Below are 16,070 nucleotides of genomic sequence, written 5' to 3' on the forward strand. Positions count from 1 at the left end.
ACGCGGGCCGAAGGCCTGCCGTACCCTCCCGGCGTGGACGATCCGCGGACAGATCATCCCTCCGACCGGCGTGAGCACGCCCGGCTGGAGTTCCGGGAGGCCGGGCGCGAGCTCCGCTGGGCCATGAGCCGGTACGGCGACGCCCGGCAGGCGATCGACTCCGGGGGCGTGTCCATCGGCGAGCTGTTCCGGGCGAGGCAGGCATGGGCCTGGGCCCTGATGGAATGGGTGCGCACGCTGATCTCCCGCGAGGAGGTCCTGGACGGGGTGAGGAACGACCCCGGCGGCGGGCGGGAGCACCCGGCCCAGGACGCCGGCGACGGGCGCTTCCCGCCGCCCGCCACACTCGAGGCGGCGCGCCGTCAGGTCGAGGTGCTCTCCGGGCAGTACGAACGGGTCCGCCACAGGGCCTCTCCCGAGGAGGCGGCCCTGGCGCGGAGCCTCTGGGCGCGGGCGCTGGCGTCCTGGGCCCGGATGCTGATCGCGGCGGAGGAGGCCGCGGACGGCGTACGGCTCGACCGGCTCGAGGCGGGCGACCGGGTGGGCGCCGCCCTGACCGGCGAGGACCGGCCCGAGCAGGCGGGGCGGTCGGCGCGGCAGCGCGAGGTCGTCACCGCGAGCCGGGAACGGGCCCGGGCCGCCAACCTCGCGGCGAGAGGCTACCTGCCCGGAGAGGACATCCCCCCGGCCGCGGGCGGCTCCGGCGGGCGCGGCTCCCCTGCGACGGAGGCGCCGGCCCGCCGGAGGGCGGTCAGCCCATGTGCGGGTAGCGGTGGTCGGCCGGGGCGACGAAGGTCTCCTTGATCGTCCGGGCGTTCACCCAGCGGATCAGGTTGAAGATCGACCCGGCCTTGTCGTTGGTGCCGGAGGAGCGGGCGCCGCCGAAGGGCTGCTGGCCGACGACGGCGCCGGTGGGCTTGTCGTTGACGTAGAAGTTGCCCGCCGCGAAGCGCAGCCGCTCGGAGGCCGCGGTGATCGCGTAGCGGTCCCGGGCGATCACCGAGCCGGTCAGCGCGTACGGCGAGGCGCTCTCCATCTGGTCCAGCACCGTGTCGAAGTCGGCGTCGTCGTAGACGTGCACGCCGAGGATCGGCCCGAAGTACTCCTTGCTGAAGATCTCGTCGGCCGGGTCGGAGGAGACCAGGATCGTCGGCTTGACGAAGTAGCCGACCGAGTCGTCGTAGGAGCCGGTGAGCACGTCGATCGAGTCCAGCGAGCGCGCCCGGTCGATCGCGGCCCTGTGCTTGGCGAACGCCCGGGAGTCGATGACCGCGCCCATGAACGTCGACAGGTCGGCGGCCACGTCGCCGACCGTCAGCGACTCGGCGGTGCCGACGAGCTCGTCGCGGATCGCGGTCCAGACCGAGCGCGGCACGTAGGCGCGGGAGGCGGCCGAGCACTTCTGGCCCTGGTACTCGAAGGCGCCGCGGACCAGCGCGGTGGTCAGCACGGCCGGGTCGGCCGAGGGGTGGGCCAGTACGAAGTCCTTGCCGCCGGTCTCGCCGACCAGGCGCGGGTAGCTCCGGTAGGAGGCGATGTTCGCGCCGACCGTGGACCACAGGTGCTGGAAGGTCGCGGTGGAGCCGGTGAAGTGGATGCCCGCCAGCTCCGGGTGGGTCAGCGCGGCCTCCGAGACCGCCGAGCCGTGGCCGGTCACCATGTTGATCACGCCCGGCGGGAGGCCGGCCTCCTCCAGCAGCCGCATCGTGAAGTGCGCGGCGAACTGCTGGGTGGGGGAGGGCTTCCAGACCACGACGTTGCCCATCAGGGCGGCAGAGGCGGGCAGGTTGCCGGCGATGGCGGTGAAGTTGAACGGGGTGATCGCCAGGACGAAGCCCTCCAGCGGGCGGTACTCCATCCGGTTCCACACGCCCGGCGAGGAGGCCGGCTGCTCGGTGTGGAGCTGCCGGGCGTAGGCCACGTTGAACCGGAGGAAGTCGATCAGCTCGCAGGCCGCGTCGATCTCCGCCTGCTGGACGGACTTGGACTGGCCGAGGATCGTGGCGCCGTTCAGCGTCTGCCGCCACGGGCCCGCGAGCAGCTCGGCGGCGCGCAGGAAGATCGCGGCCCGCTCGTCGAAGGGCAGCGCCCGCCAGGCCGGGGCCGCCGCCAGCGCGGCGTCGATCGCCGCCCGCACGTCACCGGCGGTGGCGTCGGCGGTACGGCCGAGCACGGCGGCGTGGTTGTGCGGCTGCACCACGTCGACGGGGGCGCCGCCGGCCATCCGCTGCTCGCCGCCGATCGTCATGGTCAGGTCGAGCTGGGACCCGGCCAGCTCCTTGATGCGGCCGGTGAGCGCCTCCCGCTCGGGGCTGCCGGGCGCGTAGCCGTACACCGGCTCGTTGGCGGGGACGGGAACGTTGGAGATGGCGTCCATTGCTACTTGCCTCCCAGGGCGCGGAGAAAGAAGGCGACGTTGGCCGGGCGCTCGGCGAGGCGGCGCATGAAGTAGCCGTACCAGTCGTCGCCGTAGGGGATGTAGACGCGGACGGTGTGCCCGGCGCCGGCGAGGGCCTGCTGCTTGTCGGTGCGGATGCCGTAGAGCATCTGGTATTCGTAGTCCCCCCGGGAGCGGCCGGAGCGGTCGGCGAGGAGCTCGGTGATCGAGATCAGCCGGTCGTCGTGCGTGGCCACCATGGGATACCCGCCGCCCGCCATGAGGATGCGCAGGCACCGGACGTAGGCCTTGTCGACCTCGGTCTTGTCGCGGTGCGCGACCGAGGCGGGCTCGGCGTAGGCGCCCTTGACCAGGCGGACCCGGGAGCCCTCGTGCGACAGGTCGCGGCAGTCGGCCTCGCTGCGGAACAGGTAGGCCTGGAGCGCCACGCCGGTGCGGGGGAAGTCGCCGCGCAGCGCGCGCAGGACGCCGAGCGTGGAGTCGACCGTGGTGTGGTCCTCCATGTCGAGGGTGACGTCCGCCCCCGCGGCGTGGGCCGCCTCGCAGATGCGCCGGGCGTTCTCCAGGGCGATCTTGTCGCCGTCGGCGCCCAGTGCCTGGCCGACCGCGGAGAGCTTCACCGACACCTCGGCGCGGTCGCCGAGGTCCAGCTCGCGCAGCGCGCCGAGCAGGACGGTGTAGGCCTGCGCCGTACTCGCGGCGGCCCCGGCGTCCCGGGTCTCCTCGCCCAGATGGTCGATGGTGACGGTGAGGCCGGCGCCGGTCAGGCGGCGGACGGCCTCGACGGCGTCCTGGGGGGTCTCGCCCGCGACGAAGCGGTCGACGACCTTGCGTGTCAGCGGGACGCCGGAGACGGCACGCCGTACGGCCGGCACCCGTGACCCGGCGAGAAGCAGTGAACCGAGCATGTCATCCAGCCTAAAACGCCAGGTCAGAACTATCGAATGTGCATCTGCCACGATCGCGGGAGCAGGGTTTGTACAGATGTACGACAATGGCGGCATGCTCCAGGAGACCGTCGACGAGATCGCCGCCCGCCTCGGCGCCGCCGCCACCCTGGAGGACCGCTCGCTGAAGCTGCTGGCGTACGCCGCGCAGAGCGGTGACATCGACACCGTGCGCCAGGAGTCGATCCTGCGCCGCCGCGCCTCCGACGAGGTCCGGGCCTACTTCGAGGGGTACGGTATCGCGACGGCGCCCGGCCGGGTCCGCATCCCCGCCGACGCCGAGCTCGGCGTGCTGGCCCGGGTCTGCGTCCCGCTCCGGCACGACGGGGTGACCTACGGCTACCTGTGGCTGCTGGACGACGGCACGCTCACCGACGAGCGGCTGGCCTCGGTGGCGGGCCTGGTCGGGCGGGCGGCGGCGGCGCTCGCGCAGGAGGCCCGCCGCCGCCGGGACCTGGGCGCGCACCTGCGGGAGCTGTTCTCGGCCGACGCCGGGGAGCGCGCGCGGGCCCTGCCGCTGCCGGACACGCTGGACCTGCGCGGCCCGGTGGCGGCGATCGCCGTGCACGGCCCGGCCGACCGGGTCGCCGCGCTCTGGACGCTCCCGCGCGACGTGCTCGCCGAACCCGGCCTCCCGGCCGCGGACGGGCCCCTGGTCGGGCTGCTCGCCCCGGCGGCCCACGCGCGGGAGGTGGCCGGGCGGGTCCAGGCCATGTACGGCACCGCCGCCGGGATCGGCGGCGCGCGCGACGAGCCGGGGGAGGCCTGGCTGAGCTGGCGGGAGGCGGTGGGCGCGCTCCGGGCGGCCGTCCGGGTGCCGGGCCTGGCCCCGGTCGCGGACTGGTCCGGCCTGGGGGTCTACCGGGCGCTGCTCCGCCTGGCCCCGGCCGACCTGCGCGAGCTGGCCGGGGAGACCGCCGCGCTGGCGGCAGACCCCGAACTGGCCAGGACGGTGGAGGGCTACCTCGACCGCGCCGGGCACGTCCAGGAGACCGCCGCCGCGCTCGGCGTGCACCGCCAGACGCTCTACTACCGGCTGGGCAAGGCCGAGCGGCTCACCGGGCGCGACCTGGGGGACGGGGAGGCCCGGCTGCTGGTCCACCTCTCCCTCAAGGCCGCCCGGCTCCTGTAGTCCGCGGGGGACCACCGGTCCCGTCCGGGCCGCACGCCTCGCGCGGACCGCCGCCGGGCGCCGACGCCCGGACGCCGGTGCCGGAGGGATCAGCCGCCGAGGCGGCGCAGCAGGCGCGCGCGGGCCGGGACGTCCCCGGGGCCGCCGCGCTCGGCGAGCCGGTCGGCGATGTGGCGCCGGTGCGCCTCGTCGGCGTTGCCGCCGTACTTGAACTTGCCCTCGACCTTCCGCACGGTCAGGCGCAGCCCCAGGATGCCGGGCAGCCGCCGGGCGTGCTCGGCCGGGTCGGCCAGCGCGCCCTCCGGCTCCAGCCGGGCGATCTGGGCCCGCAGGATGTCGAGCTTGCCTTCGGGGTCGGTGACGACCTCGGCGTGGCAGACGAGCTGGACGGCGGCGTAGTAGGTGGTGGGCACGCCGAGGCGGGGGTCGTCCTCGCCGGGCAGGACCTTCCACGCGCCGGGCACGTAGGCCCAGTCGCCGGCCACGGACAGCAGCACGGCCGGGTTCTCCGCGATCGCCGCCCAGACCGGGTTGGGCCGGGCCAGGTGGAGCAGGACCGTGCCGTCGTCGGCGAGCAGGAACTGGGTCGGCACCACGACCGGGACGTCGCGGTCCCGGCCGGAGGCGATGAGGTGGCCGAACCCGCTCGACCGGACGAACTCCAGCGCCTCGTCGGGAGCCGCGGCGTCCCATGGATGGATCATCATGCGGTCAAACGTATACCTATCCACCAGAATGCAGTGAAAAGCCCGGTCCGGGAGTGAACCGCATCCCGGGCCGGGCCGAAGACGGGGCGGAGCCGTCAGGCGGCCGACGGCTGCAGGGTGCGCGCCTCGGCGGGGACGACGTCCCCGTAGACCCGCAGGAGCTCCTGGCTGATCCGCTCCCACGAGTAGCGGGAGCGGACGCGGTCGGCCCCGGCGAAGCCCAGCGCCGTCCGCCGCGTCGGGTCGGCGAGCAGTTCGCGGACGAGCCGGGCGGTCTGCGCGGGGCGGTCCGGCGCGACCAGCAGACCGGTCACCCCGTCCACGACGGAGTCGGTGTGCGCGCCCACCGCGGAGGCGACGACCGGCACGCCGCAGGCCATGGCCTCCAGCGCGACGACGCCCGCCGCGGCCTCGCGGGGCAGCGAGACGACCACGTCGGCGCTGCGCATCAGCTTGGGCACGGAGGCGTGCGCGACCTGCCCGAGCAGGGTGACCCGGTCCTCCACGCCGAGCTCCTTGGCCAGCATCATGGCCCGGTGCGCGTCGGCGTCGTGCTCCAGGTCCGCGGCGGCCGGACCGCCGGCGACGAGCAGCTCGGCGTCCGGTACGCCCTCCAGGGCCCGGATCGCGGTCAGCACGCCCTTGCCCTCGGAGAGCGGCCCCACGTGCAGCAGACGGGACCGGGTGCCGCGCGGCGCGGCCGGCCCCTGCCGGCGGAACCGCTCGACGTCGATGCCGCAGGGCACCACGGCGATGTTGCGGCGCGGCACGCCCATCCGGATCAGCTCCGACTCCTCGCCCCCGCATCCGGCGACCACCGCGCCGGCGCGCCGGCTGATCGCCCGCTGCAGCCGGGCCTTCCTGGGGTCGGTGCTCTCGCAGATGAAACCCTGGACGACCGGGATCGACAGGCCGTCCGCGCCCGCGATGGCGGCCAGTCCGGCGGTCCAGGAGCAGGCGTGGACGACGTCCGGACGGTCCTGGCTCCATCGGCGGGTCAGCTCGGTGCCGAAGCCGGACAGGTGGCGCAGGACGTCGTCCTCGGACAGGTCCTCGGCGGGCCCGACCGCCAGGTGCTCCATGGTGACGCCGTGGGCCACGCGCACGCGGGCCTTGCCCGAATCGGAGGCCCTGCGGGTGTAGACGGTGACCTTGTGCTCCTTGCCGAGCTCCCGGGCGATGGCGAGCATCTGGGTGCGCTGGGCGGAGAGGTCGGACCAGTCCTGGGTGGCGGACAGGGCGTCGGAGAAGACGAATGCAATATTCACGGCACACCTCTGGGAGGAGACAGGCATGGAAAGCCAAGGATTCCTTCAGGGGTGCCTGCGTCTTAGGCACTCATCTGTATGCGAGAAACCATACCCGGATCGCCGTCGATGGCAAACCTCCGTATTCCCGGCACCGCCGGGGGACGCCGGGGGACGGCGGCGTCCCGCTCCGGCGCTCCGGTGCCCGTCCCGGGCCGGAAGGCGGCCTCCGCGACGCCGTACCCGCGAGAGACCTACGCCACACGCAGCGCGAGGACCACGACCTCGTCCCAGACCCGGCCGCCGGAGAACGCGTGCCGGTCCTCCTCGACGGTCTTGACCACGGTCGCGGGGGACTGCGAGACGCACCGGGCCAGCACGTCGGCCAGCCGCATCTCGCCGTACGCCTCGCCCTCGTCGTTGCGCGAGGCCACCAGGCCGTCGGAGTAGAAGACCAGCATCTGGCCGGCGGTCAGCGTGAGCTCCTCGTCGAAGGTCTCCGCGTCGGGGGAGATGCCCAGCGGCACGCCGCCCCCGGCGGTGAAGCGCACCGTGCCGTCGGGCCGCAGCAGCGCGGCGGGATGGTGCCCCGCGCTGGCCAGCCTGATCCGCCGCCCCTTGACGAACCCGGCCAGCGCCATCACGAACATGCCGCTGTGCTGCACGGCCAGCGCCTGGTTGAGCTTGCGCAGCGCCTGGCCGGGATCGGACTCCCAGACGCTGAGCACGCGCAGCCCGTTGCGGACCATGGCGCTGACCGAGGCGGCCTCCTCGCCCTTGCCCGCCGCCCCGCCGAGCGCGAAGCCCCAGCCGTCGGCGACGGGGAAGACGTCGTAGAACTCGGCGCCCACCGGGCTGGACCCCGCGTGGTAGATCGCCGCGGCCTCGAACCCGGGGATGTCGGGAAGGCTGCGCGGCACGACGCTGGTGCGCAGGGCGTCGGCGGCCTGCGACCGGTTCTGGAAGCTGCGCCGGGCCCGCACCGCGAGCCCGAGGTGCACGCCGATCTCCTGCAGCACGCCCAGGTCGGCCAGGGAGAACGGCTCGCGGTCGCGCAGCCGTACCAGGGTGAGGGAGCCCGCCGGGCCGTCCTCGCCGCCGATCGGCACGCACAGCACGGAGGCCGCGCCCATCACCCGCAGCAGCGGAGGCCCGTCGCCGGCGCCCCCCAGCAGGTTCTCGTCCTCCACCATCTCGTGCACCACGCCGGAACCGCCGGTCAGCACGTGCGCGATGAGCGGCGCCCGCAGGGGGTTCAGCCCTTCGACCAGGCGGACCAGGTCGGTCACCGGCCGGTCGGAGGGACCGAACACGCACGCACGGCGGGGGCTGCCCTCGCGGACCACGTCGGCGATCACCCAGTCGGCGGCCTCGGCGGCCAGCAGCCGCGAGGCGCGGGTGACGGTCACCGGCTGGCGGAGGCTCTCCTCGTCCAGCAGCAGGCGGGTCATCCGGGACAGCAGCTCCTGGCGGCGCGCGGAGGCCAGGATCAGGGCGGCGTCCGACCGGTCGGCCGGTCCGGGCGGGACCTCGGCGACCTGCGTCTCCAGCGGCAGGATCACGACCGCGGTCATCGCGTGCGGCTCGCCAGGCATCGTCAGCCGCACCAGGGCGAGCTGCACGGTGTGCGCGCGGCCCTGGTGCGCCAGCCGGGTCTGGAACGTCGCCGTCTGGCCGTTCTGCTGCACCGCGGTCAGGTGCGAGCGGAACGCCGCCCGGCGCGAGACGTCGACGAACAGCGGGAACGACCGGCCGATCAGATAGCCGGCCGGGCTGCCCAGCATCCGCGAGGTCTCCGCGCTGATCCGCCGGACCACCCCCGAGCCGTCCAGCACCGCCACCGGCACCGGGAACGTCTTGAACACCTGGCGCAGCAGCTTGAGCTCCCGCTGCGAGCCGTTCTCCCGCTCACCGGAGCGCCGCGGGGTCCTGCGCAGCTCGCGCAGGGCGGCGTCCAGCAGCTCGCGGGCGGTGTCCAGCTCGGCGAGCGCGGCGTCGAGTGTGGAACGGGGGTCCGCGGGGTAGCTGGACCTGGTCTCACGCAGGGACAGGACCCTCGCGGTCAGCGCCTCGAGCGCCTGCTCCAGGGCGGGAAGGCCAATGGGTTCGGTCAATGCTCGTCCTCGTCCAGGGCCGGAGTGGGGGTGTCCCGCTGTAGACGGTACGCCACCCCGCGGGTCTCATCGATGCACGGTCAGGTAGTGGTTAAGTTATCGAAACCCCGGAAGGGATCTCATCACATGGACATGATGACCCCCGTTCTCGCCCGAGATCTCGCCGCCCTCGGCAGGGTGAGCGAGGAGACCTCCAGCGAGAGCGTGCTGTGCGGGCTGACCGCCACCCTCGCGGGCGGCGTGCCCGGCTGCGCGGGCGGATCCGCCGAGCTCTGGCGGGACGAGCGGCTGGTGGTCTCGGCCTCGCACAGCGAGCTCGTCGTGCTCGTCGACAGCGAGAGCGGGCTGGGCCGGGGGCCGTGCGCGGAGGCGCGCTCCACCGGCCGCCACGTGATCGTGCAGGACGTCCTGCGCGAGACCCGCTGGCTCGACTACACCGCGATGGCGGTCCGCTGCGGGGTCCGCTCCGTCCTGGCGATGCCGATCACCGTCGAGCGCGCGGTCCTGGTCCTCGGCCTGTACGGCGTGCGCCCCGGCGTCTTCGCCACCCGGAACGTGACCCCGCTGGCCGAGATGCTGGCCGAGCAGGTGACCGTGGCCCTGGCCAACATGTGGGACTACGACGAGGTCCGGACCGACGCGGCGCAGATGCAGGAGGCGCTGGCCGGGCGCGCCGTCATCGACCAGGCCAAGGGCATCATCATGAAGTCCAGCGGCTGCTCCGCCGAGGAGGCCTTCGACGAGCTGCGCCGGGTCTCCCAGCACCACCAGGTGAAGGTCGCCGACCTGGCCAGGCTCCTGGTCGACGAGCACCAGCGCAGCCGGGGCGGCCGGCCGGTCCGGCCGGACCAGGTGCTCTAGGAGCGCTCCACGCTAGGACCGCTCCGGGACGCGACCGGGGTCGGTCCCGGGGGCCGGGACCGGCCGGGGGAGCGGGCGGACCCGGCGGTCAGGACCGTTCGAACGCCGCCAGCGCGTCGTCGAGCGTGTCGTAGAGCGGCAGCCGCTGGGCCAGGCCGGTGATCCACATCACCTTGGTCTTGGCGTACTCCACCCCGATGAGGGCGAAACGTCCGCCGGCCTGGGTGCTGACCTGCCACTGGTGCACGATGAGGCCGAGGGCCCGCGAGTCCATGAAGGTGACGCCGCCGAGGTCCAGGACCATGTCGATGCCGTGCTCGGCGGCCTCCGCGGCGAGGTAGTCGGCGAACTGGTCCCTGGTCGTGGCGTCGAGCAGGCCCGTCACCCGGATCACGTTCACTCCGCTCACGGTCGCCGACGCCAGGGCCAGGGCTGATCCATCACCGTTGTTCGACACCGTCACCCAGATCCTCCTCGCGGTTCGCATAGCAACCTTACTGTTACCTGGCGGGGAGTAATACTCCCGGAATCTGGGGAATACTCGAGACGAGGTCCAGCAGAGGGCCTCGCCTCGAAACGTGGTCGAGGCGATGCCGTCTGCCCGGATACTGCTCCGCTGGCTTCGGCGCCGCCCGACAGTCATATCAGGGAGCAGCAATGTCTGTTCAGGCACTCGAACTCAACGACATGACCGCCGAGGACCTTCTGGCGGAGATGGTCTCGCCTGAAATCTCTGAATACCGCGCAGAGCGACTGCGTGAGCGCATCGTCGAGATGCACCGCCCGCTGGCGATGGAGATCGCCCGCCGCTACCGCTACCGGGGCGAGCCCCTGGAGGACCTCCTCCAGGCCGCGTACGTCGGTCTGATGAAGGCCATCAACGGCTTCGACCCGACCCTCGGTCACCCCTTCCGGGGATACGCCGTCGTCACGATGACCGGTGAGGTCAAGCGGCACTTCCGCGACCGCACCTGGGCCATCCGCGTGCCCCGCGTCTACCAGGAGCGGCGGGCGGAGCTGAACCGCCTGGTCTCCGACCTGAGCCAGGAGTTCGGCCGCGCCCCGACCGTCGCCGAGCTCGCCGAGAAGATGAAGATCAGCGAAGAGGACGTGCTGCTCACCCTCGACGCCTCCGCCGCCTACAGCGCGCTCTCCCTCGACGCGCCGCTCGGGGCGGACGACGACACGGCCGCTCTGGGCGACGTCATCCCCGACGAGGACGACGCGCTGTCGGTGCTGGTGGACCGGGAGGCGGTCAAGCCCCTGATCGACAAGCTGCCGCCGCGGGAGAAGAACATCCTGCTCCTGCGCTTCTTCGGGAACCTGACCCAGGCCGAGATCGCGGCGGAGTTCGGCATCTCCCAGATGCACGTCTCCCGGATTCTGCGTAAGGTGCTGGACCAGTTGCGCGCCGAACTTCTCGCCGAAGCCTGATTATGACCCTGGTTGCGGGGCAGCTCAGTCGGCGGGAGCCTAGGTGGCATAGAGTGCGTTCCGATGAGTCCCGGGCACTCATGGTGCGGGTGCCACGGGGCGGGGGAGGCGGTTCACGGGTGAACGAGGACGGTGCTCGTCCGGCTCGCTTTCAGGCGGCCGACGACCGGCTTCGGCCTTCCTTCGAGGGCGCGCCGCCCTTCGGCGAGGCGGCTTCCGCGGACGGGTCCCCTCCCGCCGGGGGCGGCTCGGCGCGGATGGCACGGGCCGAACTGGCCTTCTGCCTGCCGGACCTGCCGCAGGTGCGCGAGTTCGCCACCGTGCACGCCCTGCGCAGCGGGATGGCGGAGGAGCGCCTGCCCGACTTCCTGGTCGCGGTGAACGAGGTCGCCACCAACGCCGTCACCCACGGGCATGCCAGCGCCAAGGCGCTGCTGCGGATGTGGGCCGAGGACGGGACCCTCGTCGTGGAGGTGCACGACGAGGGCCGGTGGACCCCCGAGACGACCCCCGGGACCACCCCTCCCGGGCCCTTCGCCACCAGTGGCATGGGGCTGTGGGTGGCCCGGATGGTCAGCTCCGACATCGACTTCCGGACCGGCCCGAACGGGACGGCCGTCACGATGTCCTTCACGGTCTGAGGCCGCCTTTCCGGGTAGGGGCCGGACATGAGTCACATTCCCCGCATCCTGATCGTCGGCGGCGGTTACGTCGGCATGTACACCGCCCTGCGCCTGCAGCGCAGGCTCCGCCGCGGCGAGGCCCGCGTCACCGTCGTCGACGCCGACTCCTACATGACCTACCAGCCCTTCCTGCCGGAGGCGGCGGCCGGGAACATCGAGCCCCGGCACGTCGTCGTCCCCCTCCGCCGGGTCCTGCACAGGTGCGAGATCGTCAACGGCTGGGCGGTCGGCGTCGACCTGCAGGCCCGGACCCTGGAGGTCCACCCGCACCAGGGGCCGCCGCGCACCCTCCCCTACGACATCCTCGTCTTCGCGCCCGGCTCCGTCTCGCGCCTGCTGCCCATCCCGGGCGTGGCCGAGTGCGGCATCGGCTTCAAGACCGTCGAGGAGGCCATCCACCTGCGCAACCACGTCCTGGCCCAGCTCGACCTGGCGGCCTCCACCGAGGACGAGGAGGTCCGCTCCCGGGCGCTGACCTTCGTGTTCGTCGGCGGCGGCTACGCCGGCGTCGAAGCGCTGGCCGAACTGGAGGACATGGCGCGGGACGCCTGCCGCTACTTCCCGTCCGTCGACCCCGGTGACATGCGCTGGATCCTGGTCGAGGCCACCGACCGCATCCTCCCCGAGGTCGGCCCCGACATGGGCCGGTGGACGCTGGAGCAGCTCCGCGCGCGCGGCATCGACGTCCGGCTGAACACCCGCATCGAGTCGGCCGAAGGGGGCCGCGTCGTCCTCGACGACGGCGGGGAGTTCGACTCCGCCACGCTCGTGTGGACCGCCGGGGTCAAGCCCCACCCGCTCGTGCGCGCCAGCGGCCTTCCCCTGGACGACCGGGGCAGGGTCAGGGCCACCGCCGAGCTGACGGTCGAGGGGCATCCCGCCGTCTTCACCGCCGGCGACTGCGCCGCCGTACCGGACCTGACCAAGCCCGGGCAGACGTGCGCTCCCAACGCCCAGCACGCCGTACGGCAGGCCCGGACGCTGGCGGACAACGTGGTGGCCGCCCTGCGGGGCACGGAGCGCAAGGCCTACCGGCACGCCTACGCGGGATCGGTCGCCAGCCTGGGCCTGCACCGGGGCGTGGCCCAGATCTACGGCCGCAAGCTGCGCGGCTTCCCCGCCTGGTTCATGCACCGGACCTACCACCTGTCACGGGTGCCGACCTTCAACCGGAAGGTGCGGGTGCTGATCGACTGGACGCTCGCCCTGTTCTTCCGCCGGGAGATCACTTCGCTCGGCGCGCTGTCCGACCCCCGCAAGGAGTTCGAGTTCGCGGCCCGCCCGGAGTCCCGCATCCCGGAGCGGGCGGAGCGCCCGGTCCGGGAAGGGCGGCCGGGACCGCGGGCCGCGGAGGAGCGGTCCGGCTCCCCGGCCCCGGCCGAGCGCCGGTGAGATCCGCCCGCCCGTACGAGGAAAGCCATCGATGAGATCCGGCCTCCCGCGCAAGGGAAGCCGCCGGTGAGATCCGCCCGTCCGCACGGGAACGGGAAGGGGCGCCGCCCCGCGAGGGCGGCGCCCCTTCCCGTTCCCGTGCTCGGTCTGTCCTCGTCCCGGTTCCCGCCGGGGCGGGCTCACCTCCTGCGCCGCCAGCCTCCGCCGCGCCAGCCGGCGGTGCCGACCCCGGCCTGGTGCAGGGCGAGGAGCAGGAGTCCGAGCAGGATGAAGGTCGTGCCGGTGATGCCGGCCCCGAGCCGGGCGCCGATCAGATCGAGCAGAAGGCCGAGACCGAACACGATGGCGGCGGCGATCGCAAGCATGGGTCACCTCTTCCCGGACGACATGGGGGACACCGGCGACGGAGCGGACGCGCCGCCGGACGCGGTGGACGGAGCCGACAGCTCCAGCAGCTGCTCCAGCACCGACCGGTAGTCGCGCAGGGCCGTACGGAGCAGCTCGGTGTCGGCCTGCTCGGCGTTCTTCCAGCGGCTCTGCAGATCGGAGGCCCGGGCCTCCAGCGCGGAGCGGATCGCGGTCGTCATCTCGTCCAGGAGCGAGTCGGCGCGCTCCACGGCCCTGCGCGGGTCGTCCACGAAGCCCACCTGGACCTCCTGCCAGCGCCGCCGTACGTCCTCGGGATCCTCGTCGAGAAGCGAGAGGCGGGTGGAGGACCGCGGCGCGGAGGGCTCGGGGACGGGGGTGCTCCCGTGGGGCGGGCCGTCGGGGGCCGGAAGGGTGGAGGCCGTCCGGTCTCCGGCCGCGCCGTCCGGAACCGCGGCGTACTCGGCGCCGCTGTGGGCCGGATCCGGGCTCGCGGCGCGCGCGCCGGACGCCGCCGAACCGGCGGCCACGGCGCGGTCGGCGTCGGTGGCGGGCGGTTCGGCGTCCGGCAGGTCACCGGGCCGGCCGACGGGCGCGTCGTCGTGGGCCGTACCGGTCCCGGAGGGTCCGTGGGCCGCACCATCGTGGGCCGCACCGGTCCCGGAAGGCACCGCGTCGGCGCGCTGGGGAGGCACCAGGGGTCCGGTGTCGCTGAGCCCGTCGTCGTGGCGGTTTCCGCGGCCGTCGTCGCGCGGGTGGACCAGGCGGTCGGCGATGCGCTCGGAGGTGCGGCGGTCTGAGTCTCGGTCGGATCGGTCGTTCATACGGGTCACCGTCCTCAGGGGGATTGGGGGTCTGTGATCCTCAGTCGGTCCGCGTGTCGTCACGGGCCTGTCCGGAGCGCGCCTCCGCGTGCCGGGGGGAGCGGTCGGGGGAGGGGCGCTCCCCGGAGGAACCTTCCCGGGGGGAGCCGTTCCGCGGAGAGTCGTTCCGGGAGTCGTTCCGGGAGTCGTTCCGGGAGTCGTTCCGGGGGGAGCCGTCGTTCGAGCCGCGGGATCCGGGGGCCTCCAGCAGCTCCTCGAACAGGGCGCGGTAGTGCACCATGGCCTGCCGGAGCTCCTCGGTGGAGGCCGCCTGGCGGACCGCGCGGCCGCTGATCTCATGGGCCTTGCGGTAGTGGTCGAGGGTGCGGCCGTGGGCCACCGACAGGTCGGCGATCCGCTGCTCGAAGTCCTCGGTCGGATAGCCCCGGTCGGCCATCACCGAGGTCACCAGCTGGTCGGCCTCGGTGACCGAGAAACCGGGGGCGTCCACGAAGCGCTCCTGGACCTCGGTCCACTTCTTGGCGTAGGCCTGGCGCGCCTCGGGGCTGAGCGGGCGGATGTCCAGGGAGTCGAAACGCTGCTCGCGGGCGAGGAGCTCCTGCTCGGCCTCGCGCCGGTTCTCGCGCTCGCGCACGGTCCGGTCGTACTCGGGGCCGAACCGGTCGCGGAGCCGGTGCCGGCGTCGTTGCCGCAGTACGGCGTAGCCGATTGCGACGATCGCCACCACCGCGACCACGACGGCGGCCACCCAGGCGAGGGTATCGGCGGACATGTGGGCCTCCGGTCGGTTGTGTCAGCGGTTGCTTTCGTGCGCTGCCCCGAGGGGCCGCCTCGAAACCGCCGACGAGACCGGGGAATCCGCCGACGAGGCCGGGGGATCAAGGCTCGGGGCGACCGTCGGGCAGGGCTCTGCGGGCCTCGGCGAGGACCGCCCCGACGAGGGACTCCCCGGATGCGGCGGCCGGGACCTCCCGGAATCCGAGCTCCGGGTCGTAGGCGACGTCCAGCCCCGCGGCGACCAGCCGGTCGGCCCAGCGCAGAGCCGTGTTGAGCTTCTCCGGCGGGATCGTGCGGCCTTGGGCGACCGACGACAGGTTGCGCAGGTTCGTCGCCGGGCCGGACTGCGTGTGCGCGCGGTTCAGCTTCCACGGGATCGCGCGGGAGTGGTCGAGCATCGGCTTCGACAGCCCCGCGGCCCGCTTGGCCTGCAGGATGCCGGACTCGCTCACCCCGAACCGCGCGGCCAGCTCCGCGTTCGACAACCCCTGCCCGGCCAGCCGCCGCAGCTCCTCCTGGTCGATCAGCGCCCTGCGCCCCACACGCCCCGCCCTTCAGTCGATCACTTCGCCCGGTGAACGCCTCGGCGTGCACATGTCCACTCGATCTGCGCTAAGGTTATGACGTCCGCCCGAGAGGGACGGCCCACAAGGGCCGAACGGACAAACCGGGACGTAGCGCAGCTTGGTAGCGCACTTGACTGGGGGTCAAGGGGTCGCAGGTTCAAATCCTGTCGTCCCGACCACGCTTAGGCTGGTCGGCAAGGGTGTCACCCGAAAGGGAGACACCCTTGCTGCATTCCGGGTGACTACCGCTCCGTTCATCATGGGGCCTCCTTCGTGGATACCCCGGCCTTCAGGCTGGGGAGGAAACGAAGCTCCCGCGTAGCGGGGCAGGGAAAGGCGAATCGCCGCCAGGGCGATTCGGCGTCTACGGCCACCGGCCGAAACCCGCCGCTCACACGGAAACTGATACGATGTGAGGCATGACGCAGCAGGTCAAGCGGGCTTTTAAGTACCGCTTTTACCCCACGGACGAGCAGGCGGCTGAGCTGTCCCGCACGTTCGGCTGCGTCCGCCTCGTGTACAACAAGGCGCTGGAGGAGCGCACGCGGGCCTGGTACGGCGAGCAGCGCAGAATCTCCTACGTGCAGTCCTCGGCGGAGCTCACCGAGTGGAAGAAGAGCGA

17 protein-coding genes and 1 tRNA gene are annotated in these 16,070 nt (G+C 73.2%); 8 read left to right on the top strand and 10 right to left on the bottom strand.

The window, feature by feature from the left end:
- Window positions 1-33: 33 nt before the first annotated feature.
- Complete coding sequence (locus tag IEZ06_RS32025) at window positions 34-804, top strand: hypothetical protein (protein WP_189240421.1); 771 nt, start codon at window positions 34-36, stop codon at window positions 802-804.
- Here the strand turns inward: IEZ06_RS32025 and pruA are convergent.
- On the bottom strand, window positions 752-2,377 hold the full coding sequence (pruA, locus tag IEZ06_RS32030; protein ID WP_189240422.1) for an L-glutamate gamma-semialdehyde dehydrogenase: 1,626 nt from the start codon (window positions 2,375-2,377) through the stop codon (window positions 752-754). The two genes, IEZ06_RS32025 and pruA, sit on opposite strands and share 53 nt — an antisense overlap.
- Before the next feature lie 2 nt (window positions 2,378-2,379).
- Window positions 2,380-3,306, bottom strand: a complete 927-nt coding sequence (locus IEZ06_RS32035; protein WP_189240423.1) for a proline dehydrogenase family protein — start codon at window positions 3,304-3,306, stop codon at window positions 2,380-2,382.
- A gap of 76 nt (window positions 3,307-3,382) precedes the next feature.
- Here IEZ06_RS32035 and IEZ06_RS32040 point away from each other — a divergent pair, with 76 nt between their 5' ends.
- Window positions 3,383-4,477, top strand: a complete 1,095-nt coding sequence (locus IEZ06_RS32040; protein WP_189240424.1) for a PucR family transcriptional regulator — start codon at window positions 3,383-3,385, stop codon at window positions 4,475-4,477.
- Between the two features lie 89 nt (window positions 4,478-4,566).
- Here the strand turns inward: IEZ06_RS32040 and IEZ06_RS32045 are convergent, their stop codons facing one another.
- The 3 genes from IEZ06_RS32045 to IEZ06_RS32055 form a co-directional block, all read right to left on the bottom strand.
- Window positions 4,567-5,184 carry an FMN-binding negative transcriptional regulator gene (locus tag IEZ06_RS32045; RefSeq protein WP_189240425.1) on the bottom strand — a complete coding sequence of 206 codons (618 nt, stop codon included), beginning with the start codon at window positions 5,182-5,184 and terminating at the stop codon, window positions 4,567-4,569.
- A 95-nt stretch (window positions 5,185-5,279) separates the two neighbouring features.
- Window positions 5,280-6,452 carry a glycosyltransferase gene (locus tag IEZ06_RS32050; RefSeq protein WP_229799002.1) on the bottom strand — a complete coding sequence of 391 codons (1,173 nt, stop codon included), beginning with the start codon at window positions 6,450-6,452 and terminating at the stop codon, window positions 5,280-5,282.
- A 233-nt stretch (window positions 6,453-6,685) separates the two neighbouring features.
- The gene (locus tag IEZ06_RS32055) at window positions 6,686-8,545 is read right to left on the bottom strand and encodes a SpoIIE family protein phosphatase (protein ID WP_189240427.1); all 1,860 of its coding nucleotides are present in this window, start codon (window positions 8,543-8,545) and stop codon (window positions 6,686-6,688) included.
- Window positions 8,546-8,671: 126 nt separating this feature from the next.
- On the opposite strand from IEZ06_RS32055, the gene IEZ06_RS32060 reads away from it, so the two are divergent.
- Entirely contained in the window at window positions 8,672-9,406 is a 735-nt protein-coding gene (locus IEZ06_RS32060; protein WP_189240428.1) for a GAF and ANTAR domain-containing protein, read from the top strand.
- An 88-nt stretch (window positions 9,407-9,494) separates the two neighbouring features.
- On the opposite strand, the gene IEZ06_RS32065 is transcribed toward IEZ06_RS32060, so the two are convergent.
- Entirely contained in the window at window positions 9,495-9,869 is a 375-nt protein-coding gene (locus IEZ06_RS32065) for an anti-sigma factor antagonist (RefSeq protein WP_084007907.1), read from the bottom strand.
- Between the two features lie 194 nt (window positions 9,870-10,063).
- On the opposite strand from IEZ06_RS32065, the gene IEZ06_RS32070 reads away from it, so the two are divergent.
- The 3 genes from IEZ06_RS32070 (at window position 10,064) to IEZ06_RS32080 (ending at window position 12,915) form a co-directional block, all read left to right on the top strand.
- Window positions 10,064-10,840 (top strand): SigB/SigF/SigG family RNA polymerase sigma factor, encoded by a 777-nt coding sequence (locus IEZ06_RS32070; protein WP_068894032.1) that lies wholly within the window; start codon window positions 10,064-10,066, stop codon window positions 10,838-10,840.
- A 257-nt stretch (window positions 10,841-11,097) separates the two neighbouring features.
- Window positions 11,098-11,481 (top strand): ATP-binding protein, encoded by a 384-nt coding sequence (locus IEZ06_RS32075; RefSeq protein WP_229799003.1) that lies wholly within the window; start codon window positions 11,098-11,100, stop codon window positions 11,479-11,481.
- Window positions 11,482-11,508: 27 nt separating this feature from the next.
- Window positions 11,509-12,915 (top strand): NAD(P)/FAD-dependent oxidoreductase, encoded by a 1,407-nt coding sequence (locus IEZ06_RS32080; RefSeq protein ID WP_189240430.1) that lies wholly within the window; start codon window positions 11,509-11,511, stop codon window positions 12,913-12,915.
- A gap of 179 nt (window positions 12,916-13,094) precedes the next feature.
- Here IEZ06_RS32080 and IEZ06_RS32085 read toward each other — a convergent pair whose 3' ends face one another.
- The 4 genes from IEZ06_RS32085 to IEZ06_RS32100 form a co-directional block, all read right to left on the bottom strand.
- Window positions 13,095-13,280, bottom strand: coding sequence for a hypothetical protein (locus tag IEZ06_RS32085; protein WP_068894029.1), 186 nt, complete (start codon window positions 13,278-13,280; stop codon window positions 13,095-13,097).
- A 3-nt stretch (window positions 13,281-13,283) separates the two neighbouring features.
- Window positions 13,284-14,105, bottom strand: coding sequence for a hypothetical protein (locus IEZ06_RS32090; protein ID WP_189240431.1), 822 nt, complete (start codon window positions 14,103-14,105; stop codon window positions 13,284-13,286).
- Window positions 14,106-14,145: 40 nt separating this feature from the next.
- Window positions 14,146-14,877: a hypothetical protein gene (locus tag IEZ06_RS32095; RefSeq protein ID WP_229799005.1), complete on the bottom strand. Its 732-nt coding sequence runs from the start codon at window positions 14,875-14,877 to the stop codon at window positions 14,146-14,148.
- Window positions 14,878-14,983: 106 nt separating this feature from the next.
- Window positions 14,984-15,424: a hypothetical protein gene (locus IEZ06_RS32100; RefSeq protein ID WP_189240432.1), complete on the bottom strand. Its 441-nt coding sequence runs from the start codon at window positions 15,422-15,424 to the stop codon at window positions 14,984-14,986.
- 126 nt (window positions 15,425-15,550) lie between these two features.
- Between IEZ06_RS32100 and IEZ06_RS32105 the strand changes: the two genes are divergently transcribed.
- Window positions 15,551-15,627, top strand: a tRNA-Pro gene (locus IEZ06_RS32105).
- Window positions 15,628-15,867: 240 nt separating this feature from the next.
- The coding region (locus IEZ06_RS32110; RefSeq protein WP_189240433.1) for a helix-turn-helix domain-containing protein at window positions 15,868-16,070 on the top strand (203 nt) is incomplete at its 3' end.

Origin of the sequence: Planomonospora antibiotica (assembly GCF_014647955.1) — a bacterium.
GTDB lineage: Bacteria > Actinomycetota > Actinomycetes > Streptosporangiales > Streptosporangiaceae > Planomonospora > Planomonospora parontospora.

Bases quoted from the DNA above. Each gene is read 5' to 3' on its own strand.
- pruA (WP_189240422.1), bottom strand. From the start codon at position 2,377: ATGGACGCCATCTCCAACGTTCCCGTCCCCGCCAACGAGCCGGTGTAC.
- IEZ06_RS32035 (WP_189240423.1), bottom strand. From the start codon at position 3,306: ATGCTCGGTTCACTGCTTCTCGCCGGGTCACGGGTGCCGGCCGTACGG.
- IEZ06_RS32040 (WP_189240424.1), top strand. From the start codon at position 3,383: ATGTACGACAATGGCGGCATGCTCCAGGAGACCGTCGACGAGATCGCC.
- IEZ06_RS32045 (WP_189240425.1), bottom strand. From the start codon at position 5,184: ATGATGATCCATCCATGGGACGCCGCGGCTCCCGACGAGGCGCTGGAG.
- IEZ06_RS32060 (WP_189240428.1), top strand. From the start codon at position 8,672: ATGGACATGATGACCCCCGTTCTCGCCCGAGATCTCGCCGCCCTCGGC.
- IEZ06_RS32070 (WP_068894032.1), top strand. From the start codon at position 10,064: ATGTCTGTTCAGGCACTCGAACTCAACGACATGACCGCCGAGGACCTT.
- IEZ06_RS32075 (WP_229799003.1), top strand. From the start codon at position 11,098: ATGGCACGGGCCGAACTGGCCTTCTGCCTGCCGGACCTGCCGCAGGTG.
- IEZ06_RS32080 (WP_189240430.1), top strand. From the start codon at position 11,509: ATGAGTCACATTCCCCGCATCCTGATCGTCGGCGGCGGTTACGTCGGC.
- IEZ06_RS32085 (WP_068894029.1), bottom strand. From the start codon at position 13,280: ATGCTTGCGATCGCCGCCGCCATCGTGTTCGGTCTCGGCCTTCTGCTC.
- IEZ06_RS32090 (WP_189240431.1), bottom strand. From the start codon at position 14,105: ATGAACGACCGATCCGACCGAGACTCAGACCGCCGCACCTCCGAGCGC.
- IEZ06_RS32095 (WP_229799005.1), bottom strand. From the start codon at position 14,877: ATGTCCGCCGATACCCTCGCCTGGGTGGCCGCCGTCGTGGTCGCGGTG.